The 20,533-nt window shown below is 58.3% G+C and carries 8 protein-coding genes and 6 pseudogenes; 6 read left to right on the top strand and 8 right to left on the bottom strand.

The genetic code is table 11. From position 1 onward, the window contains the following. Positions 1-424 precede the first annotated feature (424 nt). A complete protein-coding gene (locus tag GGD61_RS23965; RefSeq protein WP_183231244.1) occupies positions 425-946 on the bottom strand; it encodes a hypothetical protein in 522 nt (173 codons plus the stop codon). Positions 947-2,075: 1,129 nt separating this feature from the next. Here GGD61_RS23965 and GGD61_RS23960 point away from each other — a divergent pair. Continuing rightward, the gene (locus tag GGD61_RS23960) at positions 2,076-3,608 is read left to right on the top strand and encodes a carbohydrate porin (RefSeq protein ID WP_312012716.1); all 1,533 of its coding nucleotides are present in this window, start codon (positions 2,076-2,078) and stop codon (positions 3,606-3,608) included. A gap of 4,790 nt (positions 3,609-8,398) precedes the next feature. Here GGD61_RS23960 and GGD61_RS23955 read toward each other — a convergent pair. Beyond that, complete coding sequence (locus GGD61_RS23955; protein WP_183231243.1) at positions 8,399-8,632, bottom strand: hypothetical protein; 234 nt, start codon at positions 8,630-8,632, stop codon at positions 8,399-8,401. Between the two features lie 688 nt (positions 8,633-9,320). On the opposite strand from GGD61_RS23955, the gene GGD61_RS23950 reads away from it, so the two are divergent. Beyond that, positions 9,321-10,184 carry an outer membrane protein gene (locus tag GGD61_RS23950; protein WP_183231242.1) on the top strand — a complete coding sequence of 288 codons (864 nt, stop codon included), beginning with the start codon at positions 9,321-9,323 and terminating at the stop codon, positions 10,182-10,184. A 231-nt stretch (positions 10,185-10,415) separates the two neighbouring features. On the opposite strand, the pseudogene GGD61_RS40600 reads toward GGD61_RS23950, so the two are convergent. Next, positions 10,416-10,583: pseudogene (locus tag GGD61_RS40600) on the bottom strand (transposase); the annotation flags it as partial. 39 nt (positions 10,584-10,622) lie between these two features. Beyond that, a pseudogene (locus tag GGD61_RS41670) lies at positions 10,623-11,185 on the bottom strand (DDE-type integrase/transposase/recombinase); the annotation flags it as partial. Between the two features lie 75 nt (positions 11,186-11,260). Here GGD61_RS41670 and GGD61_RS23945 point away from each other — a divergent pair. The 3 genes and pseudogenes from GGD61_RS23945 to GGD61_RS40590 all read left to right on the top strand — a co-directional run. Next, entirely contained in the window at positions 11,261-13,636 is a 2,376-nt protein-coding gene (locus GGD61_RS23945; protein WP_183231241.1) for a hypothetical protein, read from the top strand. A 4-nt stretch (positions 13,637-13,640) separates the two neighbouring features. Next, on the top strand, positions 13,641-13,967 hold the full coding sequence (locus GGD61_RS23940) for a hypothetical protein (protein ID WP_183231240.1): 327 nt from the start codon (positions 13,641-13,643) through the stop codon (positions 13,965-13,967). A gap of 377 nt (positions 13,968-14,344) precedes the next feature. Continuing rightward, a pseudogene (locus GGD61_RS40590) lies at positions 14,345-14,816 on the top strand (transposase); the annotation flags it as partial. A 485-nt stretch (positions 14,817-15,301) separates the two neighbouring features. Here the strand turns inward: GGD61_RS40590 and GGD61_RS23930 are convergent. Both GGD61_RS23930 and GGD61_RS23925 read right to left on the bottom strand, forming a co-directional pair. After that, positions 15,302-16,339, bottom strand: coding sequence for a cytochrome-c peroxidase (locus tag GGD61_RS23930; RefSeq protein ID WP_183231367.1), 1,038 nt, complete (start codon positions 16,337-16,339; stop codon positions 15,302-15,304). A gap of 531 nt (positions 16,340-16,870) precedes the next feature. Next, positions 16,871-17,269 carry a phasin family protein gene (locus tag GGD61_RS23925; RefSeq protein WP_183231238.1) on the bottom strand — a complete coding sequence of 133 codons (399 nt, stop codon included), beginning with the start codon at positions 17,267-17,269 and terminating at the stop codon, positions 16,871-16,873. Positions 17,270-17,731: 462 nt separating this feature from the next. On the opposite strand from GGD61_RS23925, the pseudogene GGD61_RS40585 reads away from it, so the two are divergent. Then, a pseudogene (locus GGD61_RS40585) lies at positions 17,732-18,449 on the top strand (helix-turn-helix domain-containing protein); the annotation flags it as partial. Positions 18,450-18,462: 13 nt separating this feature from the next. On the opposite strand, the pseudogene GGD61_RS23920 reads toward GGD61_RS40585, so the two are convergent. Then, positions 18,463-20,033 (bottom strand): annotated as a pseudogene (locus tag GGD61_RS23920) (S10 family peptidase). Between the two features lie 346 nt (positions 20,034-20,379). After that, positions 20,380-20,522, bottom strand: a pseudogene (locus GGD61_RS41665) (IS3 family transposase); the annotation flags it as partial. Between the last annotated feature and the right edge of the window lie 11 nt (positions 20,523-20,533).

Below are 20,533 nucleotides of genomic sequence, written 5' to 3'. Positions count from 1 at the left end.
AGGCCCGCGCTCCCATCCTCCACCAAGCTCATCAGACAAATTCGGTTGCCCCTGGTCCAGCTGCGACTCACTTAGGCTCTCGCTATGCGCGTGTTGTCCTACCGACATGAGATATTTTGGTGCGTGAACGCAGCTTAGACTCATTTAAGGTCCAACGGCAGGACCTAATTGAAAGCGGAGCTCCGCGGATCCCGCGCACCCCCTCAATCACCGTGAGGCCTCAGGCCCCGGGTAAGCGCTCAGCCGTCTGAGCGCTTACGGCCCCGGCTGCACCAGCGCGCTCTCGGCATGGTCAGCGCCTCATCAAAATCCCGGGCATGCGCCGACACCCGCACAAGCTTAGGTTATTTTGCAACCGAGCAGCTTTGCGAAGCACGATTCTCCTCGCAGCGGGGGACCTTGGTCAACCTGCAGCGGTCTCAACCTAAGGCCCAGCTTTGTTCGGTCCTAAGACCACCGGCGCGCCTCCGACGGAAACGGGCCCCTCTGGTTTGGACTGGCCAAAGCGTTTCCTGGCGATGCCTGAAAAAGCCCGGCCCGGTGGCGGAGGAGGCGTGGGAGCCACAGAAAGTTGAGGCGTTACACTCTGCAACGACTCGGTTCGCGGGGCCAGCATGGTGATCCCATGCTGGATACCCTTCAGGTCTTCACGCAGTGCATTGATGCGCCGGCCGAGTTCCAAGATTTCATCGTCCGCTTTTTGCTGCCACCACTTGATTTCCAAAAGGAGCGCTCTGTCTTCTGATAACGGGTTCGTCCTTGAGGCGTCGCCATGGATTTCCGCCGTCTCGACAAACTGCTCAAGGTTCGCCCAAAGCCAGGCGCCAGAAGCGCAGGAGCCGGCGAGGAGAAGCGGCAGCACAAATAACGACGTGAAAGACCAGCTTGACCGCCTGTGCAAGAGCGGCCGCAAGTCCGAATCGGCCACCCGATCAATCAACTCCATTGTTCCTCGCTCATAATGCTAGTCCAGCAGGTTTCTTTCGGACCGACAGCTCGCGATGCCGACGCGCTCTATGAGCTGCCAGCGTCTACTTAAAAATCTTGGCGATCTCCCGATTGGCTATCATCTGCGGCTCCCCCTCTATGTCACTCCCTTAAGTGAACCCCAGTTTGCACTCTTTCTCGAACATAGGTGCTTCCGACGAGCAATGTCGTGGCCTTAGTTGGCGATGGTGAAGAATTTTCATTGTACAGAAGACCTTGCGGAATTTTTCTCAACATCGCACCAATGCAAATCGTCCGCGGATTACTGCAGTGTGTTAGCTAAGGCAGCCTCGCTTTGCGCTTTGAGGACATCAGAAACTTCATCAGGTACACACCACATAGCCACAACGGCTGAGCGGCCGAGCCACAATGGCCGATTGGACGAGCTATCATTGCAATCGTTCAACTACCAAGTCCGGCAGGTTGTTCGAGGCGACGGATACGTGGCAAGCGTGACCAACCAACGCCGTTTGCCTTTGAGGGATCGGATGCAACACAGATTTTGCAATAACGACGGCACGGACAGAGCCGGCAACCTGCTCGCTGGTGGACGCAAAAGCTACTCTTGCCCAATCTGCCGGTGTCCTGGCCGGCAGGTCAGTCCTTGTGCTGAGATTTCCGGATACGCAAATTTAGAGGCTCGGTGGCGAACTTGGGATTGTCTTGTGTTCTACGGGACGGCGTTGCCAGGCAAGCGCTTCATGAAGCCTGCTTCAACGCCAGAATCACCAAACTAACGGCGGGCAAGTTGCAAGTTGGACATCTACAGCGCCTTTTCGCCAATTGGCAGCGAGGCACGGCGCCGCCGTCCTTCATTCGGACGAGCCAACGCTAGCGGCCGACTGTCGGCATAACGGCATCATGCATAAACAGGGATAATCGCTCCGCAGGCTAGCAGCTTTGCAACGTGAGCGCTCCTGGTCAGAACAATCGAGATCTAGCTCATCCACCTCGCCCTCAGACGCGAAACACACTGAGAGATTAGTCTTGGTCATGCGAGCGCCGCGCAACCAATTCATGGCCTGCAGATATGGAACAGAACTGCGCCGCACGATTCCTTCCTTGAGACTTTGCCGCGGAGATACTCCGTGGCGGCGGAATATTCTTACACTTTAATGCCAAGGAGAAAGCAATCTTGGCTCTTTGTGGCGGTTTCGCTAGCGGCTTATCAGGTCGATAATTCGGTACTGGGACAAACCACGCGCGCGCTTGATCCTAATACGCCCGCTGTGGATCAGGCCACCGGACGAACAGCTTTTGATCGGGCTGAAAAGCTCCGGATCGACCTTGCGGTCAACCCTCCTGCCCCGGCACCAGCACTAAGCCGTGGAGTGCCTTTCGAAAAGCGCGGTGGTGCAGACAGAGCTGCTCAGACGAGAACGCAAAAACCGGTCGATCCCTCCGCGAGGTACGACAATCTGCGTGAAAAAGGGGTATGGTTCAACATACCTGGCCCTGCCGATACGATCGCTCAGGACAAAGGCGGCGGAAGATCGGCGCTTGCAGATATCGGCATCGGTTACGCCGCCTGGACGCACAACAGCTTTGCAAACAACCTGCTGCCGAATGCCGCCAGAAGCCCTATCGCAAACCAGCTGTACATGGGCCAAAATCCGACCTTCGCGTCGGCAAACTTTCTGATCGTCACCTACGATCTCAGCCGATTTGGCATCTCCGACGGACAGATTGTCCTAGGAATCGAGCAGCAATACTCGACTTGGGATCGCCCGGGACCAAATCGAGTGGGTCTCAACACGCTCGCTTACTACCAGACCTTCTTCGACCGGGCTGTCGAGCTGAAACTTGGCTATCTCAGAAACCAAAATGAGTTCACCGGAACACTGCTCGGAGGAATTACAGGATCGAACATGTCTGCCTTATTCCAGGCGGGGATGAGCACCAATGCTACGCCGACGCCGACGGTCAACTTGAAGTACAATTTTGACGATCGCTTGTACAACAAGGCCTCCGTTCAGCGCTCAATCAGTCCAGATGGTGCCTATGCTCACATAACGGAGAATCCCATCGGCTTGAACTGGAGCACGGCCAATGCGGGGATACTTCTCGTTAATGAAGCCGGCTACAAGAGCAAAGCAGCTGCAGGGTTACCCGACACCTGGCTGCGGGCGGGCGTTGGTTTGAATAGTAGCCGCTACACGAGTTTCGCGGATCCCAAGCAACCACGGGAGAGCAGCAATAATTTTCATTATCTCGCCGCGGACAGGCAGTTCTGGCAGAGCGACGCAGGTGGTACCCCGTCTCGCGGCATTTATGGTGGTCTCTCCATTATGGGAGCTCCGGCGGACGTGAACAAAATCGGCCGATACTATGAGCTTCGTCTTTACGCGAAGGGAGCATTTGACAGTCGGCCCAGTGATCTGATTTCACTCGTTGCTAGCAAGACGATCTGGAGCAAGTTTGCGGTGAATGCCGCCCTGGCTAAAGGCCAGCTTGCGCATCGCGACACCACCGCAATCACCGGAACATATACCGCTCATCTTGCTCCGGGAATATATGCAGCTGTTGGACTATCATACATTCATAACCCCACAAGCATCACGCACACGCCCCAAAATGAGCACGCGCTGAATCTGTTGATATCTACGTTGATACTCTTCTGATCATCGCGATCGCTTGTGCTCCCACCTTCTCGTGACGCATGGGACTTGAGCCTTCTGATTTTTTTGACCGCATCTGCGCCAGACGAGCCAATTAGGTCCGATATGAGGGGCCGTCAGGGCTAAGGAATTGTGGAAAAGCCTGGCGTTAGTTCTCAAGGAAGATCGGGCAGATTGTTCAGGCGAGGCTGGTCCTTAGCGCCCTCATTCCCGGCTGGCAGCTCAACCCCCTATTCTTCGCTGCTCTCGACTGAGCTGGGCCATGCTCGTGACGAGGACCTCCTCCCTTGCAGTCGGGGCTTCTAGAATAGCTCCCTCAGACAGATCTCCGGCGAGTGCTGGATGAGCTTGATGATCAACCCTCTCCTTGCCAATCTCGGTTGCCCCTGTGGAGCTTCAGCGGCAGGAAAAGGACTTGCATGACACGCTTCACGGACCAGACGACCACCTAAACCTCTACTCTCCATTAATCCAGAAGGCTTTACTTTCGATCGAGAGCAGTATTCTCCGGAGGAGTTTCGGCGACTGCTTCACGATGAAGAAGCAGAGGAGGTTAGGAACGGCCGATGATCAACCCGCCCCGTTGCGCTTTGGTGCAAGGGCACATTCGACGCGGAGCAGGCTTATCAGGAGCAACGTTGAGCAACGCGAGTTAGTTCAGCCTTTCGACGGGGTTCACAGCGCACTTTCTTGGGAGGGCAGATTGTCGCCTGAAGCTTCCGAGCCAAACTCGGGAGATTGCAGCTCTAGAAAGTGATGGGGGCAGCGGCGCTGTCCAAGCTAGGCGTGTATTCACGCGACGCTTCTGCGATCTGCATCGATCGGTGCAGAAGCGCAGCGTGATAGAACGTCTCGCGCGAGCTGCTCGCCTAGCATTTGGAATTGCAGCTCTTTCTTCATCGAGATTCGGGATAAGTGCGAACGCGCTGGCGTCCTTCGCTTTCCACCAACTCGCCTCTGTAAGGCACTCCACGGATCTCGAAATAGGTCGGCCGCCCGGGCTGCGGCATGATGCGCTGGCCTTCCAAGACGCGCACGAGGTAAGGGGGCAGGAACCGTTCCCTGTGCTCCCAGCCGCCCCGGATAAGATAGCCCAGATCGACTGCACCTTCCCCAGCTTGCGTTGCGCTTACGATCGGCGGACGATGAACTGGCTGGGATGGGCCGGCCACGTTCGTCCCGCCGGTGCGCGGTTGATGAATCAGGCGAACATCTCCGCGACCGCCTGGTCCAAACGTAGCCGAATAGAGCTCGCCGTTGATCGCAAACCTACTTGGCCCCGGCCGGCTTGGTAGCAGATCGATATTGCCCAATACATCGATCAACACGTCTGAAGCCGCCTGCTAGCCGTGGCGCCAGTCGGTGCCAACAATTGCGCCGATATCCCGTAGCTCGCGAGCCGCCTTCGGCTGCTTGCGAACGACGGTGCGGCTGCAAGCCCAGCTGCTGGTGCAGAGTGCGCATCGTCACGCAAGTCGTACTGCGTTGACGGGTCGAGATCGACGAAGGCATCGAGGCCGGCATAAATGTTCGACGATCGGGGCCGAATCGACGACGGCGATGCCGGCTCTTGCATCTGTTGCCCAAGCCAGCGCCATGCGCCCTCGCTTGGGGTAGCTGGAGTTGCAGGAAGTTCGAGTGGCGGATCATTCTGGGCTGCCCGGTGCGGCGCTGGAGCCGGTGACGCCGGACCGTGGATCTGCTCCCCGAGCCAGTCCCAGGCTCCACTGCTTGGTATCGCTGGCGTTGCAGGAAGCTGCTGATTGAGGCGGCGTGTGGCCCCGAGTATGTCCCTGGCATCCATGAGGCAGGCCCGTGCATTTGCTCTCCGAGCCATTCCCAGGCTCCCGCGCTCGGCGTGGCCGGCGTCGCGGGAAGTTCCTGCGGCGAGTGAACCGGCCGAACACCTTCCGCCGGCGGATGACCCGGATGCTGAGGAGGCAGCAATCCGAGCGCCCTATTCGCCTGAAGGATTTGCTGGTAACGGCTAAGCCTTAGCAGATCAGGGTTGATCTTGCTGTCCCGCGTTGTGCGCTTGTACTCTCCACATCTTGGGCGAAGCCAGGGGTGGATAGCCCGCCGGCGATCGGCTGCCTGTCATTGGTCTGCAGCCACTCACTCAGCCTGAACATGCGACGATTTGCCTGTCGTCGACTGTGCGTCGATCCTGTGTGCCGCTTTTTCCGCCGCCGCCCACATGCTATGAGGGTTGCGTCCTCGGCATGAGGAGCCAGCCGACGGAAATCGGCCGTCAGGCTGTTTCGGGCGCTTACTTCACGAACCTTCTTCAAAGCGGCTTTGATGCGTCTTGCGCGGTCTTTTGCGTAGGTGTCAACGTCCTCATCGAGCTCAGCTTTTAGCTGATGATTTTCCAATTCCGGATTTTCCAGCTGCGCATTTTCTGATTCCCGGTGAATTCGATCCGCCTGCCGGCCGTGCTTAGGCGCGCGCTCAAATGGCGCAAATCGGCAGCCGCATGCTTGATGGTCCCATCGCTAAGGTTGCCCCGACGCCTTGTTTCTGAAATTTTCGATGAGCTCCTCATCCGCGGCAGGGACCCCGCGCGTCCGGCCTGGCTGCCTGGCGTAGTCAATTCGTAGATCCGTCGAAAAGACGTCAGATTGCCCCACCTCGCGCGAGGACTTTTCACTGCCGCTCCCGCTAAGAGCCTTGCCGATCCCCGACTTGAAGCGTGACCACAATCCGCGGCCTTTTCCGCTCTTAGTCGAGGCGGCAGGCTCCGCATCCGGCAGGGTATAGCGTGCGCTGCTGAACAGATCATCGCGCAAACTGGACGGTGGCACTTGCGCCGAAAGCGGGAAGCTGAGAGCGGGGAATGTCTACGCTCTGGCGCATCCCGCCTCTCGAACTCTCCCGAAAGCGGAGTGCGGCGGCACCCGCATCGACCCACCTAGCTCATCCCGCCGGACTTGTCGTCCGCGTGCGGCAACAGCCTGATCAGGCGAAGTGATCTGGCTTCATCAGAAGGATCGAGGCTCAACCCCTCCAACCGCGTTTCAAATTCGCCCTGCTCGTTAGCCTCACGCCTGCCCAGCTCGCCCCTGCAGGGCAGCGTACTCTCGCATCCAGGCTCCTGAATCGAAGAATGGGTCAACCGGATCCATCCTGCTCTCCTCATGTTTGTATTGGCAATGCAGCAATCCGTACGGCCGGTAGCAGATCGTCTGGCAAGACAACATTCTCCATTGTCGCAGCTGCAACCTTTCGAAAAGTTGACGAGATCAGGACATTCTGCGCGATCGGCAAACTCTCATCCGGCTGTCCGCTTGGCGACAGGACGGCGCCGCTTGCCGTTTTGCGAATCTCTTCGTCGGCTCCAGTCGACGAGATATCAATAGATCGCACTGTCGACGGTGAGAGGACTTTAAGAACCAAGCGGGGATCACTCAACTGCGACAAGGATTATCGCGCAGCCACAACCGCCCGGGCTGAGGCATGATGCGTTCACCTTGCAAAACGTGCACGAGGTAAGGCCGCATGGAATCGCTCCCTATGCTTCCAGCCGCCCAGGAGAAGATAGCCAAGGTCGACTTAACCTTCACCGCTTCGCCTTGCGCCTAGAAGCGCGCTTCTGCGCGTTGCGAATTTCCGTGCTCCTAAGGCCCGAGAGCAGCCTCACGCAATCGAGTTGGCCAAGGACTTCCTGGGCTTCCTCTGCATCGAACGTCGCGACCTTGCGATTTGGTAGGCTCAAAGACTGATCGGCCACGCGGGCCTGACTGGCGGCAAGCGCCCGGGAGCCCAGGGACGCGATGCGTCGCTCGACAATGTGCATCCCTTAATACCATGGTTGAAGTTAGCGGGCACGTAACTCGGCGCACGACGTTGAGCGCTGTTCCTACCACGCGCCGCTAACTCCACCGCCAGCCTCAAAACAGCGGAAGAAGCTGACGGTGTGCACATTCATCGAGAACGCCGTGGCGCAATGACCTGAATTGGCTAGTCCTTTCTCTCCGACCGATCTCTAACGAGATGGGAGACACCATCAAACGCGTGCGCACGTTGCATAAACAAGACTGACAGACGCAACGCAACGAGAGAGCCAATTTTGTCGGCGGCGTAAACTTGGACAGAACGCGGTGGAGGCTATCCGTTGAGAAGACTATCCAAGACCTCGAAATCCGCGAGTGGAGTACTACGTCGAAGAATCGGGATTCACCGACGAGGTCATCGTCGCTACCCGCGGCGACGCAAGTACATGAAGACAAACAGGGGGCCTTCCTTTTCTCCCTGATTGCTCGTAATGGTTGCGTCCGGCGCAGGATGTGAACAGCGCGACAAGCGTCTCGATGGAATTCGCGAGCCGTTCGGTCGCGTCGGCAGTGCGCTCGGCGGCCTTGGCCGTGCGAAGTTGCTGAATCATCACTGGCCTAGCGGCGCCGCAATCATATCGGCCACGTCGGCAGTGGTGGCAGTATTGTTGTTCGGCTCGGCCGATGGTGCGCGTCGCAATCCCTCGGCCAGCCCGGCGAAGACCGGGTCGGTGGGGTGTTCATTGGCAGGCCCTTGGACGGGGTGATGATTGGCGAGTCAGCGCGGCGCCGCTAAACCATCGCATCGCCCCGGACGCCACGCGCTCTCACCGAAAGAGGGCCGCGCGTCCCCGCAGATCGTGCGCCCTATTCCATTGGTGACGCCACGTGGAGAACCGCGCACAGGGCAGGATCCGGTCGCTAGCCTTTGTACTGAAGGACTTTTAGTTTTATCGTTTTGCGCACGCCAAATCCGACCGCGCGCTAAGCTGTCCCGTGGGGAACACGGGCTTTGGCTGGCTAGAGCTTATGGGGTTGGGGGCAGGCCCATCTGTAGTGATACCACATCTGGTCGCCCACGCTCCGGTCGCTGAACCCGAGCGGCCCGTGCGAGGCGCGCACGAGCTCGCGTGTAAGCCATTCCAGACGAAGCACCGCTTCCAGCACACTATTCCCCTCGCAAATGGCTGCCGCCACGGCTTCGATTTGATCTTCAATCATCTGGCGGAGCATTGGGATACGACGTTCGTCCATCGTCTGCTCACCGGCCGAGAGAAACGGGCGGATACTCTAACGCATTAGGTTCCAACTACCACCTACCAGAACTGACAGGGCGGCTGATTGCCCCTTCGACCGAACTGACATGGCACCTCGGACGCAGAAGCGTTTGCCGCTGCAAAGGCCGGCTGTGTTGCAGGAAAGTGCGACCATAAATGAGCGCGGGATTTCCTCTGGATCGGGTCTGGCGTCGACCAGGCGCGCTTCACGCAGCACTTCTATCGCGCGGCGGTCAATGCAGCAACGCGATAGCTGGACGCTAGTGCGTGCGCCCGACGGCCGCAGGTAGCTCGCTCTCGAGAGCTGGGGCAGGCAAACTTCTGCGATGGAGCTCGCCTCGAAGCGCGATACCAATCTGCTCGCCTCCAACTCCGGTGGCAAGACCACCCTCGAAGCCACCACCGCGGGTAAGAACAGCCGAGCGTCGCGGCAACCACAGCAAAATCGATGCGATCACCTCGCAATTTGAGGGCATGTAAAGTCAGCTCGAAAAAGGGGGGCGACTTCTCTCAGGGCATCTACGTCGCGACGCACGGCTCCCTACCAAGTTCGAGAGGTGAACTGAGAGCGTGATCGAACTATCCAGCTTAGCTGTTGTCTTGGTCCGGGAGAGGTCGTCCTCAGGTGAGACAATATTTTGCGTTGTTCGCAGGAGGAGCTCTAGATGAAGTCTATTAAGACACTTTCGACCGCGGGTCTTAGTGTGTTCGTGACGCTTGCCTTGGCAAGCGGAGGAATGGCTGCTGATTTCGCCCCTCCACCGATTCTCAAATACCCGGATCGAGTTTTCCAATGGACTGGAGCTTATATCGGCGGCAGTGTCGGATCCGGTTGGGGAACAAACCAAACAGACCTCGCCGTCGGAAATACGTTTGTTGGCGCTCCTGTCAATCAGACGGTAAATCAGCTAGCCGGCGGCAACGTGGATTTCAATGTACCGCTGCCGCAGGTGCAGCTCAACGGCTTCATTGGTGGCATTCAAGCCGGTTACAACTTTCAGTCCGGAATCATACTGTACGGATTTGAAGGCGATTTCTTGTGGAGCGGCATCAAGGGACGCTCCGATTGCTTCGTTGTCGTGAACTGCACTTACGAAAATAAATGGATCGCCGACATTACCGGCCGTGTCGGCGTTATCGTGGGCGATCGTGGCTTACTGTATCTCAAGGGCGGCGCAGCCTGGGCCCATTCCAGCATCGGCATCAATCAATCGATCGCTATTGCATCTAGTTCGGGGGCGGGCTTTTCAGCGACCGGTGCCATCAATGGCGGGACGACGCAAACGATTTTCGGTGGCACACTAGGTGCAGGCGTCGAATATGCCTTCATACCTGGCTGGTCGGCCAAGCTGGAATACGACTACTTCGATTTCGGGAAACGAGACGTTGCTCTGCCTGTGTCGATAACAGATCGAGTGCAGACAGGTGGCGACGGGCCGACCGGTGCCCTTGACGCTGTAGTGAGACCAGCACTGTCCGTCAAACAGCAGTTTCATACGATCCGGCTGGGCGTAAATTACCATTTCTGAAACTTGTCCCCTTGGTGCTCTGAAGGCAGTCAGAGGTCCTGTCACTGCTTCAATGCGGAACAGCGACGGGGATGATTTTCCATTTGCTGCGGCGCGGTTCTGGGGGGGGCGATGGAATAGCCGTCCATGACCGCACACCATTCTTATGGTGTTGGGACGCGTCGAGCGGCCGTTAACAGCGCGGTTGTGCTGAGAGCCGCTCAGTCGGAAAAGACACGACACCGACAACGAGTCGGTGTCATCGAGCTGCCAGGGCCGGCGCAACACCGACGGGCGGCCGACACGATGCTGTTTCGGCGGGCGTTCCATGACGTTGCGCGGCTGGTGGATCTGGCAGCGCTGGATCGCAGTCGCCCAACGAAAGGTGCGGCGGATCGCCTTCGACAACGCCTTCGCGCCGGGAGGCGGGTTGAAGTAAGCTTGACCCAGCGCGTTGCGGTCGCGCCAGGCGCCCAGGCCGTCCATGCTAATGGCGACACAGCACGCCGGTGAACGCGGGGCTCGAGAACTGCGAGCCCCGGTCGGCATTGAAGCTTCCGGCTTGCCGCGGCGGGCGAGAGCGTCTCCAGTGTCTCGGCGCAGAATGCAGCTTCCATTGTGATCGAGAATCGCCATGAGAGCACCCCGCTGGTCGACCAGTCGAGGACAACAGCCAGGTAGACGAAGCCGGGCGCATCGGGATGTAGGTAAATGTCCATCGACCAGAACTGATTCGGTCGGTGATCTCCATCCCGCGCAGCAGATACGGATAGATCTTGTGGCCGGGCCCGGACTTGATGGCATTCGGCGGGCGATCGAGCGCGCCTCTATCCGCCGCATCTTGCCGGCGACCGATCTTGCCCCGTCGGCAGCCAACAAGTCTCGCAAGATTCGAGAAACCGACGAAAGGAAACTCCAAGCCGATCGAGCCGTCGCACAATCGCGAGGTCGGCGGACGGCTCAGGACGCGGCAGAGAATAGACATGGCTGACGTCCAAAACTTCTGCCTGTTTCGTCATCGGCCAGGACCACGTCAGGTTCTCGAAAGTCAGCCCGAGTAGAAGACCTGCTCAGGTGAGCTTGAACGTGAGGCTAACGTGGACCCGCAAGACTTTAACGCATCTGATGTACCGGCTTCGCCGCAAGTGCAGAACGCGGTTTCCGAAGCGCCGCAGACGGACGAGCCCGTGCAATTTGAGCAGCACTTAGCCGAGGCAAGCCAAGCCGCTCCCCTCGCCCGCAGCAGGGGGCCCGCCTATCCCAATCTGTCGACAGAAGACCAGAACCTTATTGAGCGCGTGATTACTCAATACGCGGCTCAGAAAAAGCTAACACCTGGAACGCTTCGACAATATACAAAGGTGCTTCATCGACTGGTGAATGATCTCCGCATGCGCGGCCAAACGGCCGATCTGGCGGACCATGGGTCCCTGCTCGAATACGCGAACACTCATTTTCCGAACGACTTAAATATTAAGGCGGGGCTGAGCGTTCTTGGTGCGTATCATGGCATTGACTCCAACTACCCCTATCTGTCTCCGGAAGACCGGCGCCTTATCGATAGATTGATCACTCAATATGCGGCTCAAAAAAACATACAACCTGCAACGGCTACGTACAATTCTACGGCACTTCGTCGACTGGCGAATGATGTCCGCGCTCGCGGCCGAACAATCGATCTAGCGGATCACAAGTCCCTGCTCGATCACGTAAATACTTACTTCCCGAAAGACGAATATATGAAGAGAGGGCTAAGCATCCTTTGTGGGTATCATGGCCTTGACCCCGCTTATCCGAATCTGTCCACAGAGGACCGAAATTTTATCGATAGCGTGATTACTCGATATGCGACGCGGAAAACCCGAAAGCCTGAAACGGTTAAACGTCATAGTCGGGTGCTTCGTCAACTGGCCAATGATCTCCGCGGTCGGGGCCACGCGACCGATTTAGCCGACCACGAGCGCCTGCTCGAATACGTTAGCACGTATTTTCCGAATGACGGGCGTATGACGTCAGTGGTCGGACTCGTTCGCGAGTATTATGCCCCTGATGATAACGCCGCTCCTTCGAGAGCAGCGAAGAGACTGAGGACGCTGAACGATTTGGAAGAGGTTGTGGCATACCGACAGCCAAGTGCAAACGTCGCTGTAGAAGGAAGTAGCGCAGCACCGCAGGATCTCTCAACAGGCGTCATAATCCGGGGGCAGTCGGACCGGCGGCCTTTTTATTCAGAGGATGCGGCCGCCATCTTGTCGCTTGAGCAGGCCCTTATTCGGGGCGGCATGACCTCCAAATCGGCAAGGCAGCTTGGAAACGGCCTTGTTGGTTTTAGCCGTTGGTTGTTCGAAGAGAATAGGCCGAGCATTGTTGCTCGGCTGGACCGCAATTCGCTGAGCGACGATGATGCCATCATCAGGTACCCGGCAGTGAGTAATGCCACTCTCCTCAAAGCCTTGAAATATTTCCACACCTTTCGGACGACGGGAGTGGTCCTGCCCACGCAACCTGGTCGCGCGAGCGCTAGTCTTAAGGCTTCCCACCAGAACGTGGCCCTAGACCCCGAAAGCACTGTGCAGATGGTACCGCCGCGCATCAACGAGGCCGCTGCGCAGCACAGCGCGCGGCACGAAGCGAGTACTCGGCTAGAAGAGCTTCGGGAGGACCAGAGCAGTCAACATGCCCGGTCCCCTTTCATTCAGGAGCAAATCGCATTCCTTCCAGAGCACTTCCATGAGGGGGAGCTGCGGCGAGTACTGGATCGTTCGGGTAATCAAGCAATGCCGTCGGCTGTCTCCGACCTTTCAGAGGAGCTTCAGCGACGGCAAAATGAGTTGCATGACGGCCCTTACGGGCAAGGAGACAATCGCTCTGCTCTGTCATTTCCCAGTCCGGAAGATCTTACTTTTGATCTCGGCCAGTTCCCTTCAAGCGAGCTTCGGCGACTGCTTGACGACGAACCAGCAGAGGAGTTTCAGGAATGTCGAGATGATCAAGCCGCCCCTTCGCCTTTCATCCAGGCGCAAGCCGCATCCTATCCCCAAGCAAGGGACTTCGGAGAGTCCGCCCATCCCTTCAACTGGCGCTCCAACCACCAGGCCATCTTGGACGGCACAATCGGGAGCAATCTCTCGCCGCCCCGGGAGAGGGACCGGATTGAGGCAACGGTTCATCCCAATCCGTTCGATTTGCCAGGCGACCTCATCCCGACGCCTTACTTTGGGTCGTTGCTTGCTGGGCCAGTACTGGACCATTACGATGGCAGTCGACAGCCTAGTCCGCCGCATGGGCTTTCCCCGGTGTCTTCCTTTTCGGATGATGAAGCTCTGGTATGGCTGAGGGAAGAGCTCTCGCGGCGGCAGATGCAAGTATCCGCCTCACCTGCAATCGGTAGGACTCCGTCAGATATCTACAGTGGACTTGAACCGTTGGTTGACCTGACTCCGTTCACCCTGCCCGAATTGCGACGACGCTAATTCTATGCCGACGTTTCCGAGCACATCCGCCGATGATCCGATCGTAGCGTTGAATGCGGCAGTCTCGCTTCGCGGGCTGGTGCTGGGGGACGAGCAGTGGCTGGGCGATGAGCATATCCTGTGGGATTACCAGCTTCAGGAGCGGGATTTGCAACGCGACCCTCAGAATTTCCCCGCCCTGGATATCGCCAGTCGGACGCGGTTGGTGGATCCCACTTTGGTGCATGATTTGCTACGCTCTTCCGACGATGCGGTGGTTGAACAGGCATTTCAACGCCTTGTCTATGATGACCATGGTAATGATACAGTCGACTTCCTGTTGATGCCGTGAGCGATGCCGATCCTTCGGATCCTTATAGCCAAGGGAATCATTGGTCGCTGCTGTTCGTTGATCGTCACGACCGGAGCTCGCCTATAGCTTATCACTACGATTCCCGCAGAGGATTCAACGAGACGGCTGCCGTCCCATCTGGCAGGTAGACTGGGTCTTCTAGACAACGTAGTGCAAGCCGGCATCGTCCAACAGCAGAACGGCTACGATTGCGGCGTCTTTGTCGTGGACGGCACGCGAGCTCTCGTTAGTGGGTTGGTGGCAGGGCAGCGAGGGATGCAGAATCTTAACAACCTCCGCGTCAGTAGGCCGGCACTGCAAGCTCGACTGGAGCACGACAGGAACTAGATCGCTGCTGAGCAAAGCCTTCCACCCCGGCCAGGATCAGCCCAAGATCGGAGAAGCTCGGCTCGGCGAACGGCGACGAACCGGGCCTTTACCTTGAGGAGATCGAGACCGGCATTGCTGGCAAACGCGCCACCTCATCGGCGCAAGGGCTTTGCAACCCCATCTGGAACGGATTGACACGGTCATTGAGACGGAAGAGCTGGCCGTGCATGCCGGTAAACAGAAGGTGCTGATCGGCGAGAACGTGTCGGAGAGCCTGGGATGTGAAACCGGCGAAGTTCGGTGTGCTCGTCCCGCGCCCCATGTACCGGCGGAAGCGCTTCTGCCAAATATGGCGACGGTCTCCCGCTCTACCGGCAGAGGGCTATCTACACTCGCGATCATGTCGAGCTCGACGGCGAACTGGTGGCGCAATGGATGGGCAAGCTCTACATCTCCACCGAGCTTAAGAAGGCTGAACAGGCCTTTGCCGGCGCCCTGCCAACCCTCGCTCGGGGCTCCAGATCAACGAAGACAGCCTATTGTGGACCTATCCCAGAGAGGACCCAAGCGTAGCCGCAGCGGTCCCCCGATGAAGGCTTACCGCGTCGGCGAATGCGCGATCCGGCATCTCGATGGTTATCACGGCATCCTGCGGGTTGGGGTCCGACCAAGGCAGCCCCTAGGAGCCCCCGCCGCGCGATCCAAGCGCATCGCTGACGAGCGCCCGCTGCGGCGAAGGAGCGCAAATCTCTTTGATGGGCCTAAGCATCGCCAGGCCGCCTAGCGATGAGTCTGCTTTCGAGCGAGCAGAGCTTCAATGACCGCCGTCATCTGACCTCCGTTGCAGCTCGCGACCGACACCTGGGATGATGCCGATCCAGTGTTTCGCGGTAAGGAGGAGTGCGATTCTCACAAACCGGTTCGGTGAGTCTCACTCGGGCTTGCGGCAGCTGCAAAGCGGAGCTGCCTCGCCGCAGAACACCTCGGGATAGTGAACAAGGACGCTATCTGTCTAGGGACGGTGGCGGCGTCGCCTTTGTCCGCGTCGGCAATATCGGATATTCGATCTTGGGTAGACGGCCGCTCAGTGAATTAAGAAACGCAACAATATCATTCTTCTCCGCCTCGCTGAGCTTGATACCGAGCTGGACCTCACTCATAATGGCTACGGCTTCATCGAGCGTCCAAACCTGCCCTGAATGAAAGTAGGGAGCTCGCAAGGCAACGTTCCGCAAAGGGGCGACGCGGAACACGTATCGGTCGCGGGGAGCCTTCGTAACCGCGAAACGCCCCTGGTCGGCTGCGGGAAGCAATTTTATGTCTGGTCTTTCAATCACGCCGAACCGGACAAATTCCTGCCCACCAATATTGATTCCGTTGTGACAGGAGGCGCAGCCCTTGTCCATGAACAGCCGCAATCCCGCCTTTTGGTGGTCATCCAGCGCGTTGCCATCGCCGTTCAAATATTGGTCGAACGGAGCTGCTGGTGTCGTGAGTGTAGCTTCGAAAGCCTCGAGGGCTTTCGCGAAATTCTCGAAGGTGACCGGCGCTGCATCACGCGGGAATGCTTGCTTGAACTTGCCAACATATTCTTTCATCGAATTCAGCGTGCTCGTCACGTGATCCGCGGTCGCATTCATTTCGGCGCTCGCCTGAACGGGTCCCTTGGCTTGCGCCTTAAGATCCGGCGCACGTCCGTCCCAGAATTGCGCGACATTGAACACTGAATTGTAGACGGTTGGCGCCCGCCGCGCTCCCCGTTGCCAGCCGTGACCGACCGACGTTGGACCCGCGTCTACGCCGCCGGTGCCAAGATTGTGGCACGTATTGCAGCTAATGACCCCACTCGCTGACAGACGAGGGTCGAAGAAGAGCATCTTCCCGAGCTCCGCTTTATCGGCTGTCACGGGATTGTCCTTGAGGGCGGGGATAGCAGACGGGATCGGTCTGAAGATCTGCTTGGCTGTCATTATCAAATCGTCGTTCGCGATAGCATTGCACGAGACGAGCATCAGAACGGTAGTAATTGATATCTTGCGCATAAAGTGAGACTCTCTGATCTTGTCCGCCGCTCCGAACAACAGTCCTTCAGAAAGGGGAGCCGACTGCGTGCATAGCTGCTGCCACGCAGGAAGCCGAGCCAGCGCTCGCGAGTGAATTGGTCCAGGTCTTCTGTGTTCGATGTTGAGCTTCACGACAGTTGTCGTTGGCCCGGCAAGAATACCTCGCTTCTAGCGAAGAATGGTTTTGCAGCTCTTCGAGGATCAAAAACGCGTCTCTGCGACAATTGCAGGGTTGGAGTGGCAGATCGGCTAAGTCGCCACATTTGGTGCCAAGAAAGCTCGGACAATATTAGGCATACTCGATTGCGTGAGACTTGGGCCAGCGGAGGCGCAGAACATGGCTGCACGCATGCCTGCTTTCTGGAGGGGAAGGGGGGTGAGCGCCCACGGGTTGGACCTGATCATGAGTCGGCGGTCGGCCCGGTCTGAACGTTGCCTGCTTTCTGCAGGTCTTTCGATCGAACACCGGGGCGAATACCGTGCTCAACCTACTTCGCGATTGGGGATTTCCTAACTTGCGGAAGACCGTTGGCTCTGCTTGAGACGATCCAATATCTTCGAACCTTCGCCAAACAACTTCGACCAGGATTGCTCCACAAACTCCAGCTGGCACTTCAGTAGGTCCGAAGGGTTTTTGGAGTCCGCAAGAGTCTTCACAAACGCCGCCTGATCGTGCAAAGACGAAGCAGTCAACTTTAGCGCCTCGCGGAGCCCCGCGGCCAACAGACTTCCTGTTGCCTCGATTGATTTTTGCCAATCCGGAATCGCAAATAAAATGCGCGATCCAGCTGAGGTTTTTCCTGTAACCTGATCCGTGGTATCACCAACTCCAGGAAGCGGCGCCTCGGCCTGTTCGGGTCCTCCACGTGATCGTCGTTCCCGCTTTGCGTCTTCTATGATATCTGGCATTCCAGATCTCCCTTGAAAGAGATTGCTACCTCGAAAGGATTGCTGCCGGCTAAGTAGTTCGCTGGAGCTTGCGATGACCAATAGGGTACCACAACCTTTAACACGTCATACTGCCTGCTCTGGTAGTGCCTGGTTGCAAACAGAAAGCGTGAAATCCGTAATCGCCGTTGCCCTCACAGAATAACGGCTTGAGGCCGGTTGTTCGGGCAACCGCACGTGAACTGCCATCGTCCAGTGCTTGAGCCCCTCGCCAAGGATACGCGCCCCAGCCGACGGGCTCGTAGAAGTTGGGCTGAATTTACGACCACCAGGGCGCAAGCTGAACGTCGCCACGCTCGGCCAGTTTCGCCGCAGCCAGCGCGGACTCCCCCGACGGCATCGATTGTGCCAAATGGATGTTCAAGCCAGCAAGAAAGGCGTTTGTGCACTGCGTTAGCTGCTCAAAAAGATGATGAACAGAGATGGGGAGGACGAGGCTTGAGGTATCCCCCTCAGAGAAGTCCGAGATCATCCATTTGGTCGAGCAATCGCACGTTCCGGCCGGTGCACACTGGACAAGCTGGGGATCCCGCGCGCCACATTCTATCGCTGGTATGATCGTTACACGAGGGAGGCGTTGAGGCGCTGGCCGATCACGAGATGGGAGTAGTACTATCTCTCGACCGTGCTTGACGGCTTCTCGCGCTACCTGGAGGCCTGGTCCCACATGGCGGTTTTGACGTCACAGCCGCCCTCGACCAGGCACTCACCGATCCGGCCCTTGACTACATCGCCCTCGCGCACTGTCGAAGGCTTCTCAGCGACAATGCTTCGAGTTGCATGACGGATGATCCGGCCGAGTGGCTCGACCAGAAGGGCATGCGGCACGCGGGGGGCCCACCGCACCATCCTCAGCCCCAGGGAAAGATGAGCGCTGGCATGAGACGCCAAAGAACGGCATCCTGCTTGACAACTACTCCCACCCGGTGATCTCGAGACTCAAGCAGGAGCCTTCGTCGAACCCTATAATCACGTCGCTATGATGAACAATCTCATGTCAGCAGATGTCTACTTCGGCAGAGCTGAGGCGCCGATCGCAGAACGAAACCACATCAAGTGCGACACCATCGCAAACCGCCACGATCTCCTACACGTGCAGAACGCGAATTCGTTCGCCTCCGGCAGCTCGCCTTCCGCTTGATGAAAACACACGCCTACTTCATCATCGCTTCGACCTCCGCGCGGAAGGCCTGGCGCGAGGCGTCGCGTGAATAGAACATGTGGCCTCCCGAATAGGCCACGAGTTTGACGCGATCCACCGCCGAGGCAAAGGGCGGCAATTGATCGAGCGCCATCTTGGAGCCGAAATATGGCGTGACAAGATCGAACAGCCCGTGTCCGACCAGCACGTTCATCTTCGGGTCCGTCGCAAGGATTTGGCGCAGCTCTGAAAGCGACTCGGGCGGGCTACCGTTGCCAAAATTCCAAGCCGGCCCGACGCCGCGGTTGAGCAGTTCATAGGAGCCCTGCGGCCGCCAGTTAAGCTTGCGCGTTAAGACATCAACGGCGGTCTCGCCAGCGGCGCCGCCACCGCATCCCCCGAAGGATCGCCGAAGCTGTGGCGATCGGAGTCCGGATAGGGATCGAGGGCGCGCGCTGAGGCGTCATAGCCGCCGGTCACCTTGCCGCTCTTGCGATCTAACTCGCGGCGGAATTCGCCGACACCAAACCGTCCGGCCAGCCGTCGGCTTACGGTCTGCTCGATGCCGGTCAAGGCGGCGACTTTGTCGGCGAGGCGAATGGTGGACTCCCTGTCTGCCTGGCCTTTGACGAGGTCAGCCAAGAATTCACCGCGCGCGTAAGCTTCGACATCTGTGAGATCGGCGCGTATGACCGCTAGCCTGCCCTCGTCCTTGGCCTCGCGGGCCACCGCGACATAGCTTGGCAGCGTCGCGACATATTGCAGAATGCTCGTGCCCGCAACGCGGTAGTCGAACAGCGGCGAGACCAGGATCAGGCCCTTCACGCCGATGCCCTGCTGAATCTGTAGATTGCGCACTATCTTGGGCCCGCGAATGCCGCCATAGCTTTCCCCGGCGATATATTTCGGCGAGGAAAGCCGCTCGTGCTTTTCGAGCCAGCGGCGTATCACCAGCGCGATCGAACTGGCGTCGCCATCCACCGAATAGAACTGCTTGCGCACATCCTCGCTAGTCGCCACGAAGCGGCTATAGCCGGTGCTGACGGGATCGATGAATACGAGGTCGGTAAAATCGAGCCAGGTCTCGGCGTTGGGCATGACCTCTGGCGAGGCGGACGGCGTCACGGTCTCGGCATCGATCGGCAGCCGCCAGGGCCCGGCACTGCCGAACTGCAGCCAAGCGGAGGATGAGCCGGGGCCGCCATTGAAGAGGAAGGTCACCGGACGCGTGGTGCGGTCTATGCCGTCGAGCTGATAAGATGTGTAGGCAATATCGGCCTGCGGCTCGCCTTTGTCGTCTAACAAGCAGATCGAACCCGCAGTCGCGGTGAAACGAAGCGTTCGGCCCGGCAGTTCCAGCGTCTGTTTCGTGATGGAATCCCGCGGCAGGCGATGCTGATCGGCAATCGCTGGCGAACTCGGCGTGCTGCCGCTGCGCGCTCCTGGCTCCCCCTTCGGGCCGGCCGGCGTCGTGGAGCCGAGGCGTGGCGGCGAATCGCCCGCCCGGGCGCCGTCCATTGCGGCGCACGCAAAGAGGGCTAGCGCAAGAGAGGTGCGGCGCAGCGCGATCGAATCGAATAGCATTGAGTTTCTCCTGGTCCGGCCGCACCGTGCTCGTCCCTCAAGAAGCAACTGGTGAGGCCCAAGCCGAGCTGCCCATTGCCAGTGTTGACGTTGCGGCACATCCGGTTTCGCACGACTATGTTGCACAATGGCTGTTGCCCAAAGCGGCTGCGGTCACATAGCTGAAAACGGGCAACGACAAACCTACTAGGGCTAGTAGTCTCTATTATTGGACAAATGCCTCTGCTGATTCCCTGTGACCTTGCCCTAAGTTTCTTCCAATCCTGAATTTCAATCCTGCTATTGCGCTTGCGACGGGAGTGGCGCGGAGGCACGGCACAGGGCACCGCCAGATGCCGGCGCGGATTGCGAACTCGGACGGGGTTTCCATCCGAGTTGCCAGAGTGGTCTTGTGTCCTTGCAATCGGCCGTCCATCGTCCGCGAGCAATGCGGAGCCTGGTCAGAACCGTGAACAGCGTCTCGTTCAGGAGTTCGTCGCTCAAGCGTCCGTAGCGAACTG

This window comes from Bradyrhizobium sp. SBR1B, assembly GCF_014198205.1.
In the GTDB taxonomy this organism is placed as follows: domain Bacteria; phylum Pseudomonadota; class Alphaproteobacteria; order Rhizobiales; family Xanthobacteraceae; genus Bradyrhizobium.
The sequence above is the reverse complement of the archived record's forward strand: the minus strand, read 5'-3'. Positions and strand labels throughout refer to the sequence as shown.

Coding starts and splice junctions, on each gene's coding strand:
- GGD61_RS23965 (WP_183231244.1), bottom strand. CDS start 946: ATGGAGTTGATTGATCGGGTGGCCGATTCGGACTTGCGGCCGCTCTTG.
- GGD61_RS23955 (WP_183231243.1), bottom strand. CDS start 8,632: ATGGACGAACGTCGTATCCCAATGCTCCGCCAGATGATTGAAGATCAA.
- GGD61_RS23950 (WP_183231242.1), top strand. CDS start 9,321: ATGAAGTCTATTAAGACACTTTCGACCGCGGGTCTTAGTGTGTTCGTG.
- GGD61_RS23940 (WP_183231240.1), top strand. CDS start 13,641: ATGCCGACGTTTCCGAGCACATCCGCCGATGATCCGATCGTAGCGTTG.
- GGD61_RS23930 (WP_183231367.1), bottom strand. CDS start 16,339: ATGCGCAAGATATCAATTACTACCGTTCTGATGCTCGTCTCGTGCAAT.
- GGD61_RS23925 (WP_183231238.1), bottom strand. CDS start 17,269: ATGCCAGATATCATAGAAGACGCAAAGCGGGAACGACGATCACGTGGA.